A 20,742-nucleotide genomic window follows, 5' to 3' on the forward strand; every position below is an offset into this window, starting at 1 on the left:
ATTTTTATAAAGTAGAAGAATCATAGTAAAGTTTATTTTTAAATGGAAAACATCTTTTAACAAATTTGAGCTATTTATAGTGAAAGGTATTTGATTCCTATGGGTAGAAGGGAAGTAAGATTTCACACAGGCTTTCTTTCTTCCCAGGGATTCTTGTGTCTAGAAAGGAAATCGACTTACTTTAATTAACGAAAATGAAAAAAACACTTGTCATTAGTTTAAAACTATGTAAATATAAGTGTCAAGACACCTGTAAAATAGGAGGGTGAAAAATGGATACAGATGTACTGATAATCGGCAGTGGTATCGCTAGTTTACAACTAGCCAAAAAACTTTCAACTGAATTTAATGTGATTATTCTCACAAAGTCTAAAGCTGAATTAAGTAATTCCTACCTAGCACAAGGAGGAATTGCTGCAAGTCTCGGAGATTCAGATGATTATAGAAAACATGCATTAGATACACTTGAAGCCGGACGCTTTCATAATAATCCAGAGGTAGTGGCAGAAATTACAAAGACAGCACCTCGTTTAATTGAAGAATTATGGCAAGATGGATGTACATTTGATAAGGATTCAACAGGGAAACTTTCATTGGGCATGGAAGGTGCTCATTCGGAAAAAAGAATTGTCCACAGTGGCGGCGATACTACTGGAAAAAAGGTAATGGAGTTTCTTACAGAAAATAAGAATAACAATATAGAATTAATCGAAAATGTTTTTGTCTATGAATTAATGGTAAATACTAATAGTAATCAATGTTTTGGAGCAAAGGGTATTACCGCAGATGGCACTCGAATAGAGTTTTATAGCGCGCATACTGTCATTGCAACTGGGGGATGTGGAACGCTTTATACTTATACAAGTAGTGCTTCCACCATTACAGGGGATGGTATTGCACTTGCATATTTAGCTGGTGCATCTATTATCGATATGGAATTTGTCCAATTTCATCCGACCTTACTATATGTAAATGGAGAAACGGTCGGTCTTATTTCAGAAGCGGTAAGAGGAGATGGAGCACGACTAGTAACTGCATCTGGAAAGTACATTATGGAAAATGTACATTCATATGAAGATTTAGCGCCACGCCATATTGTATCGCAAACAATCTATCAGTACTTATCAAATGGGGAAACGGTCTATTTAGATATATCAATGATTACAAATTTTCAAACAAGATTCCCTTCAATAACAAAAATGTGCATAGAGCATGGCATTGATTTGCAAAAAGGGTTGCTTCCCGTTGCTCCAGGCAGCCATTTCTTAATGGGAGGCATTGATACAGACCTTTTTGGAAGAACATCTGTTAATAACCTTTATGCCATCGGAGAAGCAGCTTGTACTGGATTTCACGGAGCGAATCGCCTAGCTAGCAATTCCCTTTTAGAAGGATTATATATGGGGAATAACTTGGCAAACCTCCTTCGGGAAATACCAAAGTCAAAAGTGAAAGGTTTCATATTAGAAAGGGAAGAATCGGATAATACATTGCATCCAATTTTTCCAGAAAAAGAAGAGTTACAACATCGCATGATGGCGAATGTGGGAATTGTTCGGAATGAAATAAACTTACAAAATCAGCTGCAATGGCTTGAGCGTTTTGGAATATCAGATTGCTTTAACCTTCCTCTAGAAAATAGATCGATTGAAGAGGTTGAGAAATATTTTATGCTTGTAACCTCTTGGCTTATTACAAGATCTGCTTTAGAAAGAAAAGAAAGCAGAGGTGGTCATTTCCGCTCTGATTATCCAGAGGAAAACGATGAATGGGTAAAGAAAAAGGTTAGCTTTAAACGAGAACTAACAAAGGAGAAGCCAAATGAATCAATTGAAATTGCACAAACAATTGGAAGCGTTCTTTATTGAAGATATTGGTGAACGAGATGTTACAACAGATGCCATTTTCCCAAAGGAGCAGCAAGGAGAGATTGTGTTTCTAGCAAAGGACAATGGGATTTTTTGCGGAGAAGAGGTTATTCAAGCAGGATTCCATGTGTTAAATCCAGCAATTGAGATAACGATGCTCGTCCGGGATGGAGATCGAATAGAAAGTAGCCAGCAAATAGCGACGGCAAAAGGGAATATTAGAGAGCTATTAAAAGGGGAACGAGTGATTTTAAACCTTGTTCAAAGAATGAGTGGGATAGCCACGAGAACCCGTGAAGCGGTCGATGTGTTAAACAGTGGCTATACGAAAATTTGTGATACACGAAAAACAACACCAGGATTACGAATGCTTGAAAAGTATGCAGTAACTGTTGGTGGCGGACATAATCATCGCTTTGGGCTGTATGATGCGGTCATGATTAAGGATAACCACATTGCTTTTGCTGGTTCGATTGCTAATGCGGTAAAGGCAGTTAAACAGTCGATTGGCCACATGGTCAAGGTTGAAGTGGAAACAGAGACGAAGGAACAAATGCTTGAAGCATTAGCAGCGGGTGCAGATGTCATTATGTTTGATAATCGAAAGCCAGAGGAAATTGTGGAGTGGATTCCCCATGTTCCAGAAACAGTTACAACAGAAGCTTCAGGTGGAATTACTTTAGAAAATCTTGCTTCGTACCGAGAGTGTGGAGTGGACTATATTTCATTAGGATTCTTAACGCATTCTGTTAAAGCATTAGATATTAGTGTAAAAGTAAGTATTCATTAAAAAGGGATTGAGGGGAAGAGGAAATGAATATATTAGAGGGGTTACAAGCATCCAATACAATACCAGAAAAGTACTTAGCAATGACAACTGCTGAATTAGAAGAAAGAGTAGCAAGTGTAAAGCAGAGATTAGGCAAAAAACTATTTATTCCAGGTCATCATTATCAAAAGGATGAAGTTATTCAATTTTCTGATGCTACAGGAGATAGCTTGAAGCTTGCACAAGTAGCTGCAGAAAACACAGAAGCAGAATACATTGTTTTTTGCGGTGTTCATTTTATGGCAGAAACTGCCGACATTTTAACGACAAAGCAGCAAAAAGTCTATTTGCCAGACATGCGTGCAGGTTGTTCTATGGCAGATATGGCCGATATTTATCAGACAAATCGCGCTTGGACGAAACTGCAAGAATTATTTGGCGATACCATTATTCCTTTAACCTATGTCAATTCAACAGCAGCTATTAAGGCCTTTGTGGGTGAAAATGGAGGAGCAACCGTAACGTCCTCTAATGCAGAGAAAATGGTTTCTTGGGCATTTACGCAAAAGGAAAGATTGTTATTTCTACCAGATCAGCACTTAGGAAGAAATACAGCCTACAATTTAGGAGTACCTTTAGACAGAATGGCCATTTGGGATCCAATCAAAAATGAACTTGTTCATGAGTGTCCGCTAGAAGAAATTAAAGTTATTCTTTGGAAAGGACATTGTTCTGTACATGAGAATTTTACTGTGCAAAATGTGGAACAAGTTAGAAAGCAATATCCTCATATGAAAATCATTGTCCATCCAGAATGCAGTAGAGAAGTAGTGGCAGCATCTGACTTAGCTGGTTCGACGAACTATATTATCGATATTATTGAAAATGCGAAGTCAGGTAGTGCCTTTGCGATTGGGACGGAAATGAACTTAGTGAACCGGATTATTAAAGATCATCCCGATAAACAGATTATCTCTCTTAATCCGTATATGTGCGCTTGTCTCACCATGAATCGAATCGATTTGCCTCATTTTGTCTGGTGCTTAGAATCAATTGAACAGGACTTTGAAAGTAATCGTATTATCGTAGAAGAGCCAATTGCCTCGAATGCGAAATTGGCATTGGATAGAATGTTGGCTTTATCTTAAATATTGTTTGGAAATTGCTTCTAAGATTTTTTGAATGCTCCATTAAGTGTTAGATACGTCTCGTCTAACGCTAATGGGGCATTTTGTAATTCGTTTAAACAGAATATTGCATGAAGAAGGAATTTTCAAACAGATGATACTGACAACTTTTCTTCCATCATGTAAAATAAAGGTAATATAAAGGGCTTTCCAGAAAGGCGGAATGTGTTTGAAAATACGCCGTAAACATTTGTCAAAGCGAAATAATTTAAATGCAGATATAGAAGAATGGTATTTATTGGGATTTTTATTAACTGGAGACAAAGTATTGACCGACCGATTAATTACTAGAACAGTTAATCAAGTAAAGGACAAGTTTATCTCAATAAGACTCGATCATTTTGTCTTAAAACCATTAATCAAGGAATATAAGAAATATTATCGTAATCATGACATTATCTATCAACCTATCGATGCTAGCCCCCTATTAAATCGCCTTGGATTACTTAACGAACAAGCCCGTATTGCTTTTCTACTAAAGTATTATTACGATTATTCCTATAAAAAAATCGCCAACCATTTAGGGATTTCAGAAAGAAAAGCGAAGACAGTTATTTATGATGGCCTTACTATATGGACAAATAATGGTAAATTCGTATCAGTTAATAATATAGATGGGGTTTTAAAAAAAGAGATATTACTAATAAAAAGTAAATGGATAGAAAATGTAACGCCAGACAATAGAAATCAAGTCCTAGTTATGGGAACAAAAGGTAGGCATAAGCTACCAGGTTTATTATTAATATTATTAATTTTAGTTGCTGGCGGATCTATTAATCAAGAGACACTTAGCAAGACGAGAGTTAGTTTAGGACCTGATATTTATAAATATTTTAAAGAAGGAGGAGTGTTACAGATAAATCAAGACATTAAAGACAAAGGATTTGGGGACATTTATACCATACCTGATTCAGAGACAAAAACGATTGAAGTATATTTTCCCACACCAGAAAGATTAGGTGAAAAGGAGGAAGTAGCAGCTTTAATAGAGTCCTATTTAGAAAATAGAGATCTTGAGTCACTAGTGTTGCATAAATGTTGTTAGAATATTCAGTTTAAATATGTCCCCTGTTAAGAGCCAAAAAAGTAAATACCCAACTAAAGGTGGATCCATCCATTTGGAAATTTTTTTACAATTAGACTTAAGAGACGACGACAATTTGTTTATTAAGGAATGGTTTTTCCTTCAATCTTTCGAAGCCAAATATGTGCTGGTTTCCACAAAGCTGCCCGTAAATATCGGCTAATTTGTAGGGTTTTTCGTTTACTTTTTGTCTCGATTTGTGCGAGAACATGCAGGCAAAAAACAATAAGTGCGATAAACACTTGATTCTGAATTGCCCATTCGCTTTGGCCGTAAAACTTTTTGATATGGAGATGTTGTTTAATCCATTTGAAAAATAACTCAATCGCCCAGCGTGATTTATACATCTTTGAGATTTCTTCAGCACTTAAATCAAAACGATTTGTGATTAAATGAAGCTCATTTCCTTTTGAATCAATCACTTTTAGAAGACGAAAGTAATTTTCGGCACGGTTTTGCGTCGTACCAATCAACACCATTTGATCCGACAAAACAGATGTATTCTCGGGTAGTTTAAAATCGTAAACCTCCCGTATGACTGCGTTTTTTCGCAGCCTAGAAAGGAAAAAGTAGCCGTCATCTGTCATCCGATCAAAGCGTTCGTAGTCTAAGTAACCACGGTCAAACACATACATACATTCCTTGTCATCAACCATTACTTCAAGCTGACCGCGGTCATGTTCTTTGGCCGTTGTCATAATGGCCTTTTCGGGATAGGATATACCTTTTTCCATAAACACAAGGCGTAAGTGCAATTTAACACCCGCTTTTGTTTTGCGGAATTTTGCCCATTTATGATTAGTCAAATTGAGAGGCAATGTGCTTGAATCAATGATTTTTAATGGCATCACAAGTTTCGTGTTGTGCGTTTTGGCATGAATTTGTGAAACTAAATCAAGGAAAAGCTTTTGGAATAAGTCTGGATTCATGCCATTTAAACGGCGTGAGAGTTGGGAAATACTGATAGAATCAAGATCAATGCCCTTTTGCAGTTGATCATCGAAAAGACAATCGCTCAGCGCATGCAGACTTTCGACTTCTTCTAGCTGCGCAAAAAGTAATAATTTTAGAAATGACTCTGTCGTTAGTTTTTTCGTATAGAAATCTAATTTCAACGTTTTCACGTTTTCTTCAAATAATTGAAGATTTATTGGTGAAAACCATTGTCCAAATGAAGTTTTTCGTGTAATCTTGTCCATGCGATAGTCCTTTTTAGTGGATTTGGACGGGTTACCACCTAACTTATCCATTATAAAGGACTTTTTCTTTGCATAAAATGATAAAATTGAACATTTCAAGTATTTTTAATAGTTAAATTAAATTAACGCAACACTAGTGATCTTGAGTATCAACTTGAATTTCAAGTACTAGACCAATTGGAAGTAGAACTAACTGATGAACAAAAAGATGCGAATAAAGTAATGGAAATGGAACAAGAGATATTCGAATTAGTCTCTGAAAACCCGTATTATTATATGCAAAGAGGTACCAGCGAACAATCTGGAGAATCAACAGAAATTCTTTTATCTGAAGAAATTTCAGTAGAAGAAGAAGAGATTTTAAAAGAGGAAATCGAAAATATTATACATAAACACAATTTGGAATGGAATTTTTCTTTTGGAAAGGTTTCGGCAGATGTAGTAGATATGGAAAGAGCAAAGTGGGATATTTATCTTGCTATAATAGAGGCATTTTTCTTTGGAGAAAATAAATACAAACTATATGATGTGTATTCAGAATATATAAATGGTGTTATGGAATTTAATGTATATACAGAACTTTCCCTTACAACAGAAAAAGATGCAGATGAAACAGAAGAGATTATAAAAGAGCTGAGAAGATCTTTACAATTTTTTCTCGAGCATGAAGATATTCAAGATCTAATGAATAATGTCCCTTATGTAATAAAGATACATGGAGAAAATAGAGAGGAAATATAAATAAAGAAGGGTAGGGGCTTTATTGGACGGGTCAACCTTTGTTCATAGCAAACAAGTAAATGATTGGTTGTTATTTACGCAGTTCTTTATCGGAGACAAGGAAAAGTCACAGGAAATCGTCAAAGCTTGGTTAATAAAACCTTCCACGAAATTTCAAAGAAATCATGTAATGGAAAGAGGATTCCGATATATTCTAAAACAAATGAAAGGGGAAAATAGGAGGAGAGTTTCAAAAGTTTTACTTTCGGAATATTCCTTCAAGTCAATAAAGGAAATTGATCAAGCTATTATTCTCTTACACTATTATTTTCAACTAGAGATAAAGAAGATTGCAAGAATCGTAAGGAAATCAAAAAGAGAGATTAGAAAAAGACTCTTTTCTTTTTTACAGGTGTTATCGACAAAGGGGATTACAGTGCATACATTTAATAACATACTACATGCGGAAATAATGACGATATCGTTGCCTTTAACGCCAGTAGTTACTAAGGGGATAAAAATTAATAGGAAAAAGACTGCTTTATATTCGCTCCTAATTTTACATTTTCTTATTGTTGGTGGCGCCATGAATAGTGGTATTGTGGAAAAGACACAAGCAAAACAAGGGCCAGATTTATTAACAATATACCGGGATGGAACTTTTGAGCAACAATTAAAGAAGGATTTAGAGGAAACCTTTCAAAAAGAGTCATTTGCGATAAAAATCAATTTTGAAGAAAGTGAAGTTTCTATTGGTATATTTGACGAAGTACTTTATCGTCAGAAAGCGGAAATCATTACTTTTGTAAACCAGTTTTTGAAAGAGAAAGACATACCATACATTGTCCAATTAGATTATATGGAAGAGACAATTGGAGATGATGAAATAGCATATCAAGTGATTATAGAAGCCAATGCGAAAGGAATCAAACTTTGGCCAGGAGATTATTCAGAGCAAGAAAAAGTGATGGAATGGGTTTTAGCACTTCCAGATGCTATTGAACTGGTAACCGAGCATGCTGAAGTAACAAGGGCTCAAGGAATTTTAAAAAAATATAACCATAAAGCACCTCTGATTGTATCCCATTATGATAAAGACAGAGTTGACCGACAAGAAAGATGGTTAGAATTAACTCCTTATTTTGAGGAAGGATTCTTATTAGGAAAAGAATATAATATTGAAAGTATAAGTATTAATGCCTATACGAAAGAAGTTTCTATTGATGTATATACATATTTTTTAATGAAAGATACTAACAAGGAAGAGATTGCTCGGGCTGTTAAACGTTCTATAGATCAATTTCTACAAAGTGAGGAAGTAAAACAAATCGTCCAAAATGATGCTTATACCATTAATATCTATTCGGCGGGAAAGAAAAAAATAAAGATCCATTATTAAATTTTGTATATTTCATGTAGTTTGGGTAATAATGCTTACAGGTTAAACTGCGCGGAGGAATGTGATAAAATAATAATTATAGCTTAAAATCATTAGCTAAATGTTAGTAAAAGGCAGTTGAATCAGTTGACAATAAAGGAAAAAGTGGTTGTGTTAATCGGACCTACTGCTGTAGGTAAGACAAATCTTAGTATTGAGTTGGCGAAAAAATTCGACGGGGAAATTATTAGTGGAGATTCCATGCAGATTTATAAAGGAATGGATATTGCCACAGCAAAAATATCTAAGGAAGAAATGCAAGGAGTTCCCCATCATTTAATTGATATTGTAGATCCTGATGATAGTTTTTCAGTTGCACAATTTCAGGAACTTGTCCGCAAGAAAATAACGGAAATAACGTCAAGAGGCAAATTACCGTTTATTGTTGGTGGAACAGGTTTGTACATTCAATCGGTCTTATTTGATTATCAGTTTCAAGAAACTGCTTCTGATCCCGAATTCCGTACAAAATTGGAAGAAATCGCACAAATAGAAGGAAGCTTAGCCATTCATGACAGACTTCAAGAAGTGGATCCAGAATCTGCAGCAGCTATCCATCATCATAATATTCGCCGTGTTATTAGAGCGTTAGAGGTCTTTCATGTAACTGGTAGAAAAATGTCAGACATTCAAAAAGAGCAGAGACAAGAGTCACTCTATGATGCTGCATTAATTGGCTTAACAATGGATAGAGAAGTTCTTTATGAGCGAATTAACAAAAGAGTGAATCAAATGCTTGAAATCGGATTGTTAGAAGAAGTCCAGCGTTTTTATGATGAAGGTATAAGAGATTGCCAATCGATACAAGCGATTGGTTATAAAGAAATCTATAAGTATTTCGATGGTGTGCAAAGCTTGGATGAGTCTATTGAAGAATTAAAGCAGAATTCTAGGAGATATGCGAAAAGACAATTGACTTGGTTTCGTAATAAAATGAATGTACAGTGGTTTGATATGACAGAAAGTGTAAAAACACATGACATAACAAAAAAAATACAGGAAATTTCATCTTATTTAGAAGGAATGCTAAAAATTAAATCGAATACATAATAGTATAGAGAAAAGAGGAGGATTTTCATGAAGCAATCAGTTAACATTCAAGATCAATTTTTAAATCAATTACGTAAAGACGGCACAAACGTAACGGTATTCTTATTAAACGGATTCCAAATACGTGGATTTATAAAAGGCTTCGATAATTTCACTGTATTATTTGAATCAGAAGGAAAGCAGCAATTAGTTTATAAGCATGCCATTTCTACGTTTTCTCCGCAAAAGAATGTACAGATTGATTTAGAAGGTACGCAGGCTTAATAAGAAAAAGACGTTGAGCATTGCTTCTAGCATAATTCCTAGCTCTGTTTTTGAGATGAGGAATAGTATTTTATGTTATAAGGTATTATTGCATACAAAAAAACTTGAGGATATTCTCCTCAAGTTTTTTTGTGTCCTATAATTCCCTAAAATGTTTTATCTATTTACAAGAATGTATTGGTTGTCCTGTAATCTAACAATAGAAACATGTTTATTGCTTTCAAATTCTCTTATACGATGCTCAATGCTTTGTCCAGAGTTGTCTTGAAAAACATCTTCTCTATCGTAATGCGGAAATATAGCCTTATCAGTTATGTTTAATGCAGTGAAATCATTCATTCCTATTTTGTTCATCTCTGGAGTAAAATGATTTACCACTTCGATATGAGGTCCTAAAATTAGCGCACCTGCACTTGTCCCCATAATGATAGCATTCTGTTTGGACAACTTACTTATGACAGTATCAGCTCCACCTTTTTTTATGTAATAAAGTAAGTGAAATGGATTGCCTCCGTTAATATAAATGATATTATACTGTTTAAGTTTCTTTGCTTCTTCCACTTCTACATCAAGAAAATCTACTTGTTTAAGCCCTATTTGTAACAAGTCATTTTTCGTTTTGCTGGCATATTTATTCTTTTCTTTTTGTGGAGACGCAGTGGTTATGATCACTGCTTTCGGGTTTGTCAATTGTTTTAGAGCTGTTATAAATTCATGTTTAATAATCTCTGTAGAGAGGCCATTTGATGTTAAAAATATTTTAGCCATTTCCCTATCTCCCTTTATATTTTTTTGTTTTTGCATGAGGAAACTACATCATAATCAAAAAGATTAATTATATTTTACTATAAATTTCTAATTAATTTTGGTTTGTCTTGAATAAACATAACAATTCAATGAATGAAATAGTTACATTCTCTTCTATAATATCTTGATAACAGAATTAAAAAATAATCTGAAAATAGTTTAATGAATAGAAGAGGTTCTGAATATACATTAACAATGGGGAATAGTAGCAAACAGTATGAAATCATTTAAATACTGTCAACATCAATAAATGGAACTTTTGATGAGCAAGATTTTGAGCGTTTTGTTTTTAGAGGAGGTGTGGCTTTTGGAGCATCCAATCCGGATGAAGAATAATGGACAGATAAGCGTAGTAATCAACTCACAGAAGAAGAAGGTTCTTCCAAAGGAAAAGCCAGAAGCTGAGTCAATCCCCAGAACTGTTCCGAGTGAACATGAAGCACTTAGGGAAATTGAAGCAGAATTAGGAAGCCTTGTTGGTATGGACGAAATGAAAAAAATGATAAAAGAGATATACGCATGGATTTATGTAAATAAAAAGCGAGAAGAAAATGGCTTGAAAACAGGTAAACAAGCATTGCATATGATGTTTAAAGGTAATCCAGGAACAGGGAAGACAACTGTTGCCAGGTTAATTGGCAAGCTTTTTCAAAAGATGAATGTTTTATCGAAAGGTCATTTAATTGAAGCAGAGCGTGCCGATTTAGTTGGTGAATATATTGGTCATACGGCACAGAAAACGAGAGATCTTGTCAAAAAAGCGATGGGAGGGATTCTCTTCATTGATGAAGCTTATTCATTAGGAAGAGGAGGAGAAAAGGATTTCGGAAAAGAAGCAATTGATACATTAGTAAAGCATATGGAAGATAAACAGCATGATTTCATTTTAATATTAGCAGGCTATTCTAGGGAGATGGATTTTTTTCTATCCTTAAATCCAGGTCTACATTCCAGGTTTCCCCTTGTCATTGATTTTCCTGATTATACGACCGATCAGTTAATGGAGATAGCAGATCGGATGTTAAAAGAAAGGGAGTATGCGCTCAGTCATGAGGCGGAAAAAAAGCTAAAAGAACATCTTTCCTATGTACGAAATGTGCAACATCCCAAAAGTTTTTCTAACGGACGATATATCCGCAATATTATTGAAAAATCAATAAGAGCTCAAGCAATGCGATTACTTATGCAAAGCAATTATGATAAATACGAACTAATGACATTAAGAAGCAACGATATAGTGTTAGACTCTAAAGAAAAATAAAGGATAAGAATGCTATTCTAAAAGAGTGAATTTCTTTTGGAATAGCTTTTTTAATATGCTTTTTTACAAACCATTTTTACTACGTTAAAATTTGGGTAACCTTATAAGGAGCAAATAGATGAAATGGTATTTGTTTGCTATAATAGATGAAGTTCAGCATGGAAAGAAGGTTTACATAGTTGAAGGAAACCAAAGTAGAGAAAGAAAAAGTAATCCTGGTTGGTTGCGAAACACAGAATGATGCTGCCAGATTTGAATATTCAATGGAAGAACTTGCAAATTTAACGAAAACAGCGAATGGACAAGTAGTTGCCACCTTAACGCAAATGAGAGAAAGAATTCATCCCTCCACCTATATCGGCAAAGGGAAGGTTGAAGAATTAGAAAGTCTTGCAGAGGAATTAGAAGCAGACTTAATTATTTTTAATGATGAATTATCACCAAGTCAGGTTCGGAATGTGTCAAAGAATTTGGATGCAAGAATCATTGACCGAACACAGCTTATTCTAGATATATTTGCCTCAAGAGCAAGATCGAAAGAAGGAAAGCTTCAAGTAGAGCTAGCCCAATTACAATACTTATTGCCACGGTTAGGTGGACAAGGTCTCCAATTATCAAGACTTGGTGCAGGTATTGGGACGAGAGGGCCTGGTGAAACAAAGCTTGAATCAGACAGAAGGCATATTAGACGAAGAATTGATGATATTAAAAGCCAATTAAACGTTATTGTCGAACATCGAGATCGCTACCGAGAAAGACGAAAGAAAAATAGAGCCTTCCAAATCGCATTAGTTGGTTATACGAATGCGGGGAAATCGACTTTGTTCAATCGTCTCTCTGAAGCAGATTCATTTGAAGAGGATATCCTGTTTGCAACATTAGATCCAATGACGAGAAAAATAATTTTGCCAAGTGGCTTTTCGGCCCTTATTACAGATACTGTAGGGTTTATTCAAGATTTGCCAACAACGTTAGTTGCCGCATTTCGCTCAACGTTAGAAGAGGTGCGAGAAGCAGACTTATTGCTCCATGTGGTTGATAGCTCAAATGAGGAATATTTTCAGCATGAAGAAACAGTACATAAATTACTAGAAGATTTGGAAATACCTGCAATCCCTCAATTAACTGTCTATAATAAAAAAGATTTAGTGCATGCGAAATTTGTGCCCACATCGAAAACGGAAAGCATTTTAATTAGCGCTTTTGATAACGAAGATAGGGAACAGCTTAAGCAAACGATTGAACAAATCATGATTGAAAACATGGAATATTATGAGACAACGGTTGAAAGTAATAACGGAAAATTATTGTCTCAGCTAAAAAATGAGACAGTTTTGCGTAGCTTAATTTTTGATGAAGAAACGCAAAATTATTTATGTAAAGGGTATGCTCTAAAAGAACATGCTATATTAAAATATAAAAAGCCTATAGAAGTAGAGGAATGGGAGAAATAAATGTATAAGCAGTTAACATATGGAACACAGCTAGAAGCGTTAGTAAATGAAGTGGAAGAACAAATTAAAGAAGTACAACAAGCAATTGATAAAAGAATTGATACCAATCAATTTCGTGTTTTATCAAGCTTTCAAAATCATCGAGTGAGTGAATCACACTTTATCCCATCAACTGGGTATGGATATGATGATAATGGCCGTGATACGTTAGAAAGTATTTATGCTGAAGTATTCGGTGGGGAAGCTGGTTTAGTGAGACCACAAATCATTTCTGGAACACATGCCATTAGCACGGCGTTGTTTGGGATCCTTCGACCAGGGGATGAACTTCTGTATATTACAGGTAAACCATATGATACGTTAGAAGAAATTGTTGGAATTAGAGGCGAAGGAATTGGCTCACTCCGAGAGTTTAATATTGGCTATAACAGTGTAGATTTGCTTCCAGATGGACAGCCAGATTATGAAAAAATTGCTGCATCCATTCATGCAAATACAAAAATGATTGGCATCCAGCGTTCAAAAGGGTATGCAACAAGACCCTCTTTTACAATTGCAGAAATGGAAAAGATGATTGCATTTGTAAAAGAGATTAAAAAAGACGTCGTTGTTTTTGTAGATAATTGTTATGGCGAATTTGTGGAAGAAAAGGAACCTTGTCATGTTGGTGCAGATTTAATGGCAGGTTCTTTAATCAAAAATCCAGGTGGAGGAATTGCGAAAACAGGTGGATACATTATCGGGAAAGAAGAGCTTGTTAAAGCATGTTCCTATCGAATGACATCTCCTGGAATTGGGGCAGAAGCAGGAGCTTCCCTCTACAGTTTACAAGAGATGTATCAAGGCTTTTTCCTTGCTCCACATGTAGTTGGTCAAAGCTTGAAAGGGGCCATTTTTACAGCAGCGGTGTTAGAGAAACTAGGAATGAATTCCTCGCCTAGCTGGAATACGAAAAGAACCGATTTAATTCAGTCTGTTCAGTTTGATGATAAAGACAAAATGATTGCTTTTTGCCAAGCCATTCAATTTGCTTCGCCAATTAATTCCCATGTAACAGCTTATCCAAATTACATGCCAGGTTATGAAGATGACGTTATTATGGCAGCTGGTACATTTATTCAAGGGGCAAGCATCGAATTAACTGCAGATGGTCCAATTCGTCCACCGTATGTTGCTTACGTACAAGGGGGCTTAACTTATTCTCATGTGAAAATCGCCATTTGTATCGCAATTAATCGATTAGCAGAACAAAAACTGATTACTATTTGAATATAGCAATCAGTTACATGGATTGGGAAGAAAGTGTAACATGAGTTGACATCTTTTTTTCCCAATCATATAATGAAGGTGGATTAAATCATTTTAAAGGAGCCGAATGCTATGTCTGGTAGTCAAATTCGTCGGTCGATGCCTCTTTTTCCAATAAGTATTGTCATGCAATTAACAGAGCTGTCTGCTCGACAAATTCGTTACTATGAAGAACACGAATTAGTGGCTCCAGCAAGATCGGATGGCAATAGAAGACTTTTTTCCTTATCGGATATTGATAAGTTGTTGGAGATTAAAGATCTAATTGATCAAGGAGTAAACCTTGCTGGAATTAAACAAATTTTCTCTGTTCAAGAAAAACAAGTGCTGACAGATGAAGTGAAGAAAGAAGCAGAAAAAGCACGCAGAGAATTATCGGATGAGGATTTACGCAAGTTATTGCGCAAAGAGTTATTAAATGCAGGACGCTTTAATGATACTCATCGTCCCTCTATGAGACAAGGAGACATGTCTCGTTATTTTCAAAAATAGATAAAACAGAAAAGTTGGGAGTGGAGGAATAGTCGTGGCTAAAAATTACACTAAGGAAGATATCAAAAGGTTTGCAAGTGAAAGTAACGTGAAATTTATCCGCTTACAATTTACGGATATCCTAGGAACAATCAAAAACGTGGAAATTCCAATCAGTCAGCTGGATAAGGCATTGGATAACAAAATGATGTTTGATGGTTCTTCTATCGAAGGTTTTGTTCGAATTGAAGAATCTGATATGTATCTATATCCTGATCTAAACACTTGGGTTGTTTTCCCATGGACTGCAGAAAAAGGAAAAGTGGCACGTTTAATCTGTGATATTTATAATCCAGATGGAACACCATTTGAAGGAGATCCTCGAAATAATTTAAAAAGAGTCTTAAAAGAGATGGAAGCCCTAGGATTCACTGATTTCAATCTTGGACCAGAGCCAGAATTTTTCTTATTTAAATTGGATGAAAAAGGCACACCTTCATTAGAATTAAATGATAACGGTGGATACTTCGATTTAGCACCAACAGATTTAGGGGAAAACTGTCGTCGTGATATTGTTTTAGAACTGGAAGAGATGGGCTTTGAAATTGAAGCTTCTCACCATGAAGTAGCACCTGGTCAGCATGAAATTGATTTCAAATATGCAGATGCGATTACTGCATGTGACCAAATCCAAACTTTTAAATTAGTAGTAAAAACAATAGCACGTAAGCATGGTTTACATGCAACATTTATGCCAAAACCATTATTCGGTGTGAATGGATCAGGAATGCACTGCAACCTTTCCTTATTCAAAAATGGCGAAAATGTTTTCTATGATCCAAAAGGTGAATTAGAATTAAGCGAAACAGCATTACAGTTTATTGCTGGTATCGGTAAACATGCAACTAGCTTTACAGCTATTACGAACCCGACTGTAAATTCATACAAACGTCTAGTACCTGGCTATGAAGCACCTTGCTATGTTGCATGGTCAGCTAGAAACCGTTCACCATTGATGCGTATTCCAGCTTCACGTGGATTAAGCACTCGTGTAGAAGTGCGCAGCGTGGATCCAGCAGCTAACCCATACTTAGCAATGGCAGCTTTACTAAAAGCAGGATTAGACGGAATTGCCAACCAATTAACTCCTCAAGCTCCAGTAGATAGAAATATCTATATCATGAGCAAAGAAGAAAGAATTGCTGAAGGCATTGTTGATTTACCATCCACATTAGCGCAAGCATTAGATGAGTTAAAACAAAACGAAACAATGATCGACGCTCTAGGAGAGCATATCTTTGTTCATTTTGTGGAAGCAAAAGAAATTGAATGGGATATGTTTAGAGTCCAAGTGCACCCATGGGAGCGCGACCAGTATATGGAAATGTATTAAAATGAAAAAGCCTTGGCGCTCTAAGCGTCGAGGCTTTTTTCTTTCAGGGCAAAAGCAGAAGGGAAGGACACTAATTTGTTTTGTACACCTTTTCTGCCCCCCAAATAATTTTTTTTGTGTGATTTTCAAACTTTACGATAGAATCTGACTCAATGTTCTTACTAACATGAGAATAAACATCAGATGGAATTTGCATAGATCTATGCCCTAATGCTTCTTGAATGTGTTTCATTTCCACCTTTGATTCTAAAAGTAATACAGCATGAGCGTATATTTAAATCTCTTGGTAATCCAACCTTTCCTAAGTGGCGAATATTTATGTGGAATTATACCCCTTTATTTAAAAAAATGATGGAAGACTTTATAAGAATTCAAAATGAACCAAAATTAAACGAGCATCAGCTTAGAAGCCTAATAGATTTAGCCTTAGATTTAGGTCCAGAAGAGTGGTTTATAGAATTAACGGACAGGTTGAATGCACGTATGTTAGTGAGAGAGAAAATATTGTGAAGGAGGGAGGATTTTGTAGTTAGATTTATTTAGAGAAATTATAGTTGATAACTTTACTGGTGATGGTGGAGCTAGCACAGGAATATAATTAGCAACTGGATTATCAGTAGATATTGCTATAAATCATGATCCAGCTGCTATTGTCTTGCATAAGGCTAATCATCCAGATACAGAACATAAAAAGCCTACTTTTTATAAAGAAGGCTTTTGGAATAATTAATTAGTTGTCTTTTCTTTATGACTAAATTTGTCTTTAAAGTATAGGTAATCAACTTTGTGTTTTGTAGCCATTAATTGGGAAGCTAATATGGCAGTATATATTGTTGTTAGAAGGACAGCTAATAATCCAATCCTAATACAGAATCATTTTTTGACATAAAGATACACCTCCTCCTAAATTTATCTTTTGTAAATTAGAAATATTTATACAAATAAAAGTTCGTAATTTTGGACTTGGAAAGAAAGGGTGAAGGGAAATGAAAGCTATAACTATTAGACAACCTTGGGCAAATTTGATTACCTTTGGTGAAAAAGAATTTGAGACCTCATCATGGCAAACAAAACATTGTGGAGCATTAGCAATTCATGCGGGAAAGCAAATAGATAAGGCAGCCTTTGACGAGGTTACAATCATAGCATCTCTTTTGAGATACGGAATTAAATCGCATGAAAAATTGCCAACAGGTGCGATTATAGCAACAGTGGATTTAATAGAATGTCACAAAGTTAAGGTGGATTATTAAGAGCTTGTGGATGTTGCTTTTGCCGTTAATGGGAGAATATGATTTACTCTCCTTCCTTTGGGAGGGAGAGAATGGTGAGGATAATTTCTAGTTTATCAGATTAGGTAAAAATGGGTGTTGCGGCTTTGCTAATCTAAAAATGTTAATTCTGATTCATGTATTAGTTTAACTTGAAAGGAATTTAAAGTTCTTATTTCGCAATAGCCTGTTTCATATTTATGGATGACTACATATTCTTTCTCTTGGTATAAGACTCTTGATCCAATCACAAAGTTCACTTCCTTTAAAGTGTGTAATACTAATCAAACTTACTAATTATGGTGATGAAAGTTGAAAATATTCTATCTTTGTGAAGCATTTTCGAAAATAAGTTGATGGAGAGGCTTTTGTAAATCAATGAATGGAAATATTTCTTTTTATTAATTCCTTTTTTAATAATAAAACAAAGTCATTCGATAATTTATATTTAATTGCAGAAATGTAAGCAGTAATTAAATTATCGTTATTTAGTTTTTTTAATGAATCCAACGTGATAAACTGCTTAAATTATTAATTATTTGAAGATTTACCCAAATTAAAGAAAAATGAAACTCGTTAAACTCTTGAAAAAATAAAATAAAAAAAGCTATAAATACTCTTTTAGCATTTCAGAAGACATCCTAATACAAATTATATCATGAGGAGGGACGTCTGTTGAGATATTAAGAGCAGGTCTTATAAGTGGGTGCTTTTTAAGGTAAGCCAATAATTAACTCGAATAATAATCATTGTTTTTACAGACAATACCTCCAATTAGGGGGTGGGAATAATGTGGAATGGTACGAAGAAAATAATTTGGTTACTAATTGGGAGCACGATTTTATCGAGTGTTTTTAGTGCATTTATGCTTTTCTTTTGTCTAAGAGTTTATAATGACACTTCATTTTTAAAAAGAAAATTAAGTAATTCAGGTGATAATGCAATAAAATTTCAAAAGTACAGAAAACCATAATATTTATTAGGATTCTTCCAAAAGGAGGAGTCCTTTTTTAATAGGCTCATAAGCGGTGAGTCCGATTGAATAGCGGGTAAACAGAGAATGAAAATTCAAAAATTAGCAATAATACATCAATAAAAGTGGCTAGATTATTCACTATATACAACTTTTGAATTCTATTGTAAAACATAAATGTATATAACTGTAGCATTTATCGCGAAAACGATTAATAATGTATTTATTAAATTATATGGAAATAGATTAAGAAATGAGAGGCTACTGAGTTGTAATCCTTTAAGACTTTGGGAGAGTTGAACGGTATAAAAAAGAGATAGTAATTAAAAATGATTGGGATATAAGGAATAAGCAGCGGATTACTCCGCTGCTTCATTAGGTAATAAATTTAAAAATCTAGCCAATCCTATAAGTGTATGTTGTCGTTTATGGTACATATCCTCTGTTAATTTACAATAATTTTTAAATGCAAATTCTTCTTTAGTGTTTTTTTGCTTTATAGCGAGATTTTGTAATGTTTCATGGAGTTTCTCTGCCTCTGATCGGTAAGTTTGTTCTTTACTTTCGTATTCTTCCACTTTTGCTTTAATATTTTCTGGAATATAGTTTTCTGGTATTAAAAGGCTAACCATTGCTTTAATTTTAGGGACATCTAATTGATTAGATAGAAAAGTGCGGTGATTTCCGTCAGAAGCTACTGTATATTTTCCGTTAGGAAGTCGGTATAAATGTAAATCGGCTGGACAATCATCTTTCCAACCTTTTTGTTCGACAGAATTCCGGAGCTCTTTGAGTTTATCGCCGTTTCTAACTTTGCTAACTGGTAAAGAAAGTCCTACAATATCACTTGGAGAAACAGGCATAATACCATAATCAACCGTTACATAAGGCTTATATGGTTTCACGACTTGATCAAAGAGCATCCATCGTTTTTTAAATAACTTAATCAATGGAAACACCTCCTAATTAATGCTATTTGAATAAAGGTAGTCTAATTACAATTAATTTTCTTAATCATTTTAAGAAATTAGCTATTATTAAATTAATTAGCATAATCTATATGTATCCTAATTTGTAACAAAACGGAAATAATAGTATCTACACGTATTTTACCATCTGTTCATAGTATAAATAAAAAACAGAATGGAGAGTGAAGGTACATGGCAAAAATTTTTATAGATGCAGGGCATGGTGGTACTGATCCGGGAGCAGTTGGCAACGGCTTGCAAGAAAAAGTATTAACGCTTACAATTGCGAAAAAAATTGAAAGCTTATTAAAAAACTATGAAAATGTTAGTGTGAAAATGAGCAGAACGAGCGATACTACTTTATCTTTGTCACAGCGCACGGATGCTGCTAATGCTTGGGGCTCTGATTTCTTCCTATCTGTCCACATCAATGCAGGTGGAGGAACAGGGTATGAGGATTACCGTTATAACACCTTAACTGCTACTAGTGCGACAGGCAAAGTACAATCTACAATTCATTCTGCGGTTATGGCAGAATTAAAAGCATTCAATGTGATAGATAGAGGAGCAAAGTCGGCTAATTTTCATGTATTACGCGAAACGAATAGTCCAGCACTTTTATCAGAAAACTTATTCATCGACACTAAAGTTGATGCCAATTTATTGAAACGGAATGATGTCTTGGATGCAATTGCAAGAGGGCATGTTGAAGGATTGGCAAAAGCGCTTGGATTAAAGAAGAAAGTAATAGAAGTAGGGAAGGCGCAGAGTGGATCTTATACCGTTGCGCAAGGAGATACGCTATGGAGTATCGCGCAAACGCAAGGAGTTACAGTTGATCAGCTAAAAACATGGAACGCTGGTATTAATCCTAATGCCCTGCAAATCGGCAGTAAATTAAATATAGGTGTTACTATTCAAATATATAATATTCAAAAAGGAGATATATTTTGGGATATTGAAGAAAAATTCAATATAAAGCACGGTACATTGGAAAAATTGAATCCTTCAGTAAATGTGAACACTTTACAAGTCGGACAAACGATACCTATAAGATAAACAAGTTATACAAATAATAACTGCACATCATGATTTAACACAACTTTCCCTGTTCTTTTTTGGAGCAGGGATTTTCAAATTTTTACATATCATATAAAAAACATTTATTCTTTTTTTGAACAGACTTTGAATAAATGATACATTTTAGAATATATATAATTATTGTAAAATTGAAATTAAATAGCAATTTATTCATCC

General features: G+C 34.8%; 23 protein-coding genes and 1 pseudogene. 18 read left to right on the forward strand and 6 right to left on the reverse strand.

Annotation, left to right across the window (positions count from 1 at the left end; all coding sequences use genetic code 11):
* Positions 1-272: 272 nt before the first annotated feature.
* From nadB to HHU08_RS11620, 4 genes are all read left to right on the forward strand, one after another.
* Positions 273-1,868, forward strand: a complete 1,596-nt coding sequence (gene nadB / locus HHU08_RS11605) for an L-aspartate oxidase (RefSeq protein WP_016204986.1) — start codon at positions 273-275, stop codon at positions 1,866-1,868.
* The gene (gene nadC / locus HHU08_RS11610; RefSeq protein WP_101731288.1) at positions 1,822-2,658 is read left to right on the forward strand and encodes a carboxylating nicotinate-nucleotide diphosphorylase; all 837 of its coding nucleotides are present in this window, start codon (positions 1,822-1,824) and stop codon (positions 2,656-2,658) included. The genes nadB and nadC overlap by 47 nt, the downstream gene beginning before the upstream one ends.
* Before the next feature lie 23 nt (positions 2,659-2,681).
* Positions 2,682-3,785 (forward strand): quinolinate synthase NadA, encoded by a 1,104-nt coding sequence (gene nadA / locus HHU08_RS11615; protein WP_101731287.1) that lies wholly within the window; start codon positions 2,682-2,684, stop codon positions 3,783-3,785.
* A gap of 208 nt (positions 3,786-3,993) precedes the next feature.
* The gene (locus tag HHU08_RS11620) at positions 3,994-4,869 is read left to right on the forward strand and encodes a sigma factor-like helix-turn-helix DNA-binding protein (protein ID WP_169188516.1); all 876 of its coding nucleotides are present in this window, start codon (positions 3,994-3,996) and stop codon (positions 4,867-4,869) included.
* Positions 4,870-4,991: 122 nt separating this feature from the next.
* Here the strand turns inward: HHU08_RS11620 and HHU08_RS11625 are convergent, their stop codons facing one another.
* A complete protein-coding gene (locus HHU08_RS11625) occupies positions 4,992-6,107 on the reverse strand; it encodes an IS4 family transposase (protein ID WP_100525938.1) in 1,116 nt (371 codons plus the stop codon).
* Positions 6,108-6,284: 177 nt separating this feature from the next.
* On the opposite strand from HHU08_RS11625, the gene HHU08_RS11630 reads away from it, so the two are divergent.
* The 4 genes from HHU08_RS11630 (at position 6,285) to hfq (ending at position 9,579) form a co-directional block, all read left to right on the forward strand.
* Positions 6,285-6,848, forward strand: a complete 564-nt coding sequence (locus HHU08_RS11630) for a hypothetical protein (protein ID WP_169188517.1) — start codon at positions 6,285-6,287, stop codon at positions 6,846-6,848.
* Between the two features lie 22 nt (positions 6,849-6,870).
* Entirely contained in the window at positions 6,871-8,226 is a 1,356-nt protein-coding gene (locus tag HHU08_RS11635) for a DUF4030 domain-containing protein (RefSeq protein WP_169188518.1), read from the forward strand.
* 126 nt (positions 8,227-8,352) lie between these two features.
* Positions 8,353-9,315, forward strand: a complete 963-nt coding sequence (miaA, locus tag HHU08_RS11640) for a tRNA (adenosine(37)-N6)-dimethylallyltransferase MiaA (protein WP_407939812.1) — start codon at positions 8,353-8,355, stop codon at positions 9,313-9,315.
* Positions 9,316-9,342: 27 nt separating this feature from the next.
* Positions 9,343-9,579, forward strand: a complete 237-nt coding sequence (gene hfq / locus HHU08_RS11645; RefSeq protein ID WP_169188520.1) for an RNA chaperone Hfq — start codon at positions 9,343-9,345, stop codon at positions 9,577-9,579.
* A gap of 156 nt (positions 9,580-9,735) precedes the next feature.
* Here hfq and HHU08_RS11650 read toward each other — a convergent pair whose 3' ends face one another.
* Entirely contained in the window at positions 9,736-10,347 is a 612-nt protein-coding gene (locus tag HHU08_RS11650) for a Type 1 glutamine amidotransferase-like domain-containing protein (protein ID WP_169188521.1), read from the reverse strand.
* Positions 10,348-10,693: 346 nt separating this feature from the next.
* On the opposite strand from HHU08_RS11650, the gene spoVK reads away from it, so the two are divergent.
* The 5 genes from spoVK (at position 10,694) to glnA (ending at position 16,273) form a co-directional block, all read left to right on the forward strand.
* A complete protein-coding gene (spoVK, locus tag HHU08_RS11655; RefSeq protein ID WP_169188522.1) occupies positions 10,694-11,647 on the forward strand; it encodes a stage V sporulation protein K in 954 nt (317 codons plus the stop codon).
* 179 nt (positions 11,648-11,826) lie between these two features.
* Entirely contained in the window at positions 11,827-13,101 is a 1,275-nt protein-coding gene (gene hflX / locus HHU08_RS11660; RefSeq protein WP_169188523.1) for a GTPase HflX, read from the forward strand.
* Positions 13,102-14,370 (forward strand): methionine gamma-lyase family protein, encoded by a 1,269-nt coding sequence (locus HHU08_RS11665; protein WP_169188524.1) that lies wholly within the window; start codon positions 13,102-13,104, stop codon positions 14,368-14,370.
* A gap of 111 nt (positions 14,371-14,481) precedes the next feature.
* Positions 14,482-14,901: a MerR family transcriptional regulator gene (locus HHU08_RS11670; RefSeq protein WP_016204997.1), complete on the forward strand. Its 420-nt coding sequence runs from the start codon at positions 14,482-14,484 to the stop codon at positions 14,899-14,901.
* Between the two features lie 34 nt (positions 14,902-14,935).
* A complete protein-coding gene (gene glnA, locus HHU08_RS11675; protein ID WP_169188525.1) occupies positions 14,936-16,273 on the forward strand; it encodes a type I glutamate--ammonia ligase in 1,338 nt (445 codons plus the stop codon).
* Positions 16,274-16,343: 70 nt separating this feature from the next.
* Here the strand turns inward: glnA and HHU08_RS11680 are convergent, their stop codons facing one another.
* Positions 16,344-16,505, reverse strand: a complete 162-nt coding sequence (locus tag HHU08_RS11680; protein WP_169188526.1) for a hypothetical protein — start codon at positions 16,503-16,505, stop codon at positions 16,344-16,346.
* 86 nt (positions 16,506-16,591) lie between these two features.
* Here HHU08_RS11680 and HHU08_RS11685 point away from each other — a divergent pair, with 86 nt between their 5' ends.
* The 3 genes and pseudogenes from HHU08_RS11685 (at position 16,592) to HHU08_RS11690 (ending at position 17,526) form a co-directional block, all read left to right on the forward strand.
* Positions 16,592-16,783, forward strand: a complete 192-nt coding sequence (locus HHU08_RS11685) for an IDEAL domain-containing protein (RefSeq protein WP_016205000.1) — start codon at positions 16,592-16,594, stop codon at positions 16,781-16,783.
* Between the two features lie 37 nt (positions 16,784-16,820).
* A pseudogene (locus HHU08_RS25105) lies at positions 16,821-16,994 on the forward strand (DNA cytosine methyltransferase); the annotation flags it as partial.
* Positions 16,995-17,259: 265 nt separating this feature from the next.
* The gene (locus HHU08_RS11690; RefSeq protein WP_101731281.1) at positions 17,260-17,526 is read left to right on the forward strand and encodes an ASCH domain-containing protein; all 267 of its coding nucleotides are present in this window, start codon (positions 17,260-17,262) and stop codon (positions 17,524-17,526) included.
* Positions 17,527-17,654: 128 nt separating this feature from the next.
* Here the strand turns inward: HHU08_RS11690 and HHU08_RS11695 are convergent, their stop codons facing one another.
* On the reverse strand, positions 17,655-17,795 hold the full coding sequence (locus tag HHU08_RS11695) for a hypothetical protein (RefSeq protein ID WP_169188527.1): 141 nt from the start codon (positions 17,793-17,795) through the stop codon (positions 17,655-17,657).
* A gap of 124 nt (positions 17,796-17,919) precedes the next feature.
* Positions 17,920-18,054, reverse strand: coding sequence for a sporulation histidine kinase inhibitor Sda (gene sda / locus HHU08_RS25955; protein ID WP_016205002.1), 135 nt, complete (start codon positions 18,052-18,054; stop codon positions 17,920-17,922).
* Positions 18,055-18,334: 280 nt separating this feature from the next.
* Between sda and HHU08_RS11705 the strand changes: the two genes are divergently transcribed.
* A complete protein-coding gene (locus HHU08_RS11705) occupies positions 18,335-18,517 on the forward strand; it encodes a hypothetical protein (protein ID WP_016205003.1) in 183 nt (60 codons plus the stop codon).
* Between the two features lie 359 nt (positions 18,518-18,876).
* Here the strand turns inward: HHU08_RS11705 and HHU08_RS11710 are convergent, their stop codons facing one another.
* Positions 18,877-19,467 (reverse strand): hypothetical protein, encoded by a 591-nt coding sequence (locus tag HHU08_RS11710; RefSeq protein WP_016205004.1) that lies wholly within the window; start codon positions 19,465-19,467, stop codon positions 18,877-18,879.
* Positions 19,468-19,677: 210 nt separating this feature from the next.
* Between HHU08_RS11710 and HHU08_RS11715 the strand changes: the two genes are divergently transcribed.
* Positions 19,678-20,544 (forward strand): N-acetylmuramoyl-L-alanine amidase, encoded by an 867-nt coding sequence (locus HHU08_RS11715; RefSeq protein WP_169188528.1) that lies wholly within the window; start codon positions 19,678-19,680, stop codon positions 20,542-20,544.
* Positions 20,545-20,742 lie beyond the last annotated feature (198 nt).

Origin of the sequence: Niallia alba, from assembly GCF_012933555.1 — a bacterium.
Taxonomy (GTDB): domain Bacteria; phylum Bacillota; class Bacilli; order Bacillales; family Cytobacillaceae; genus Niallia; species Niallia alba.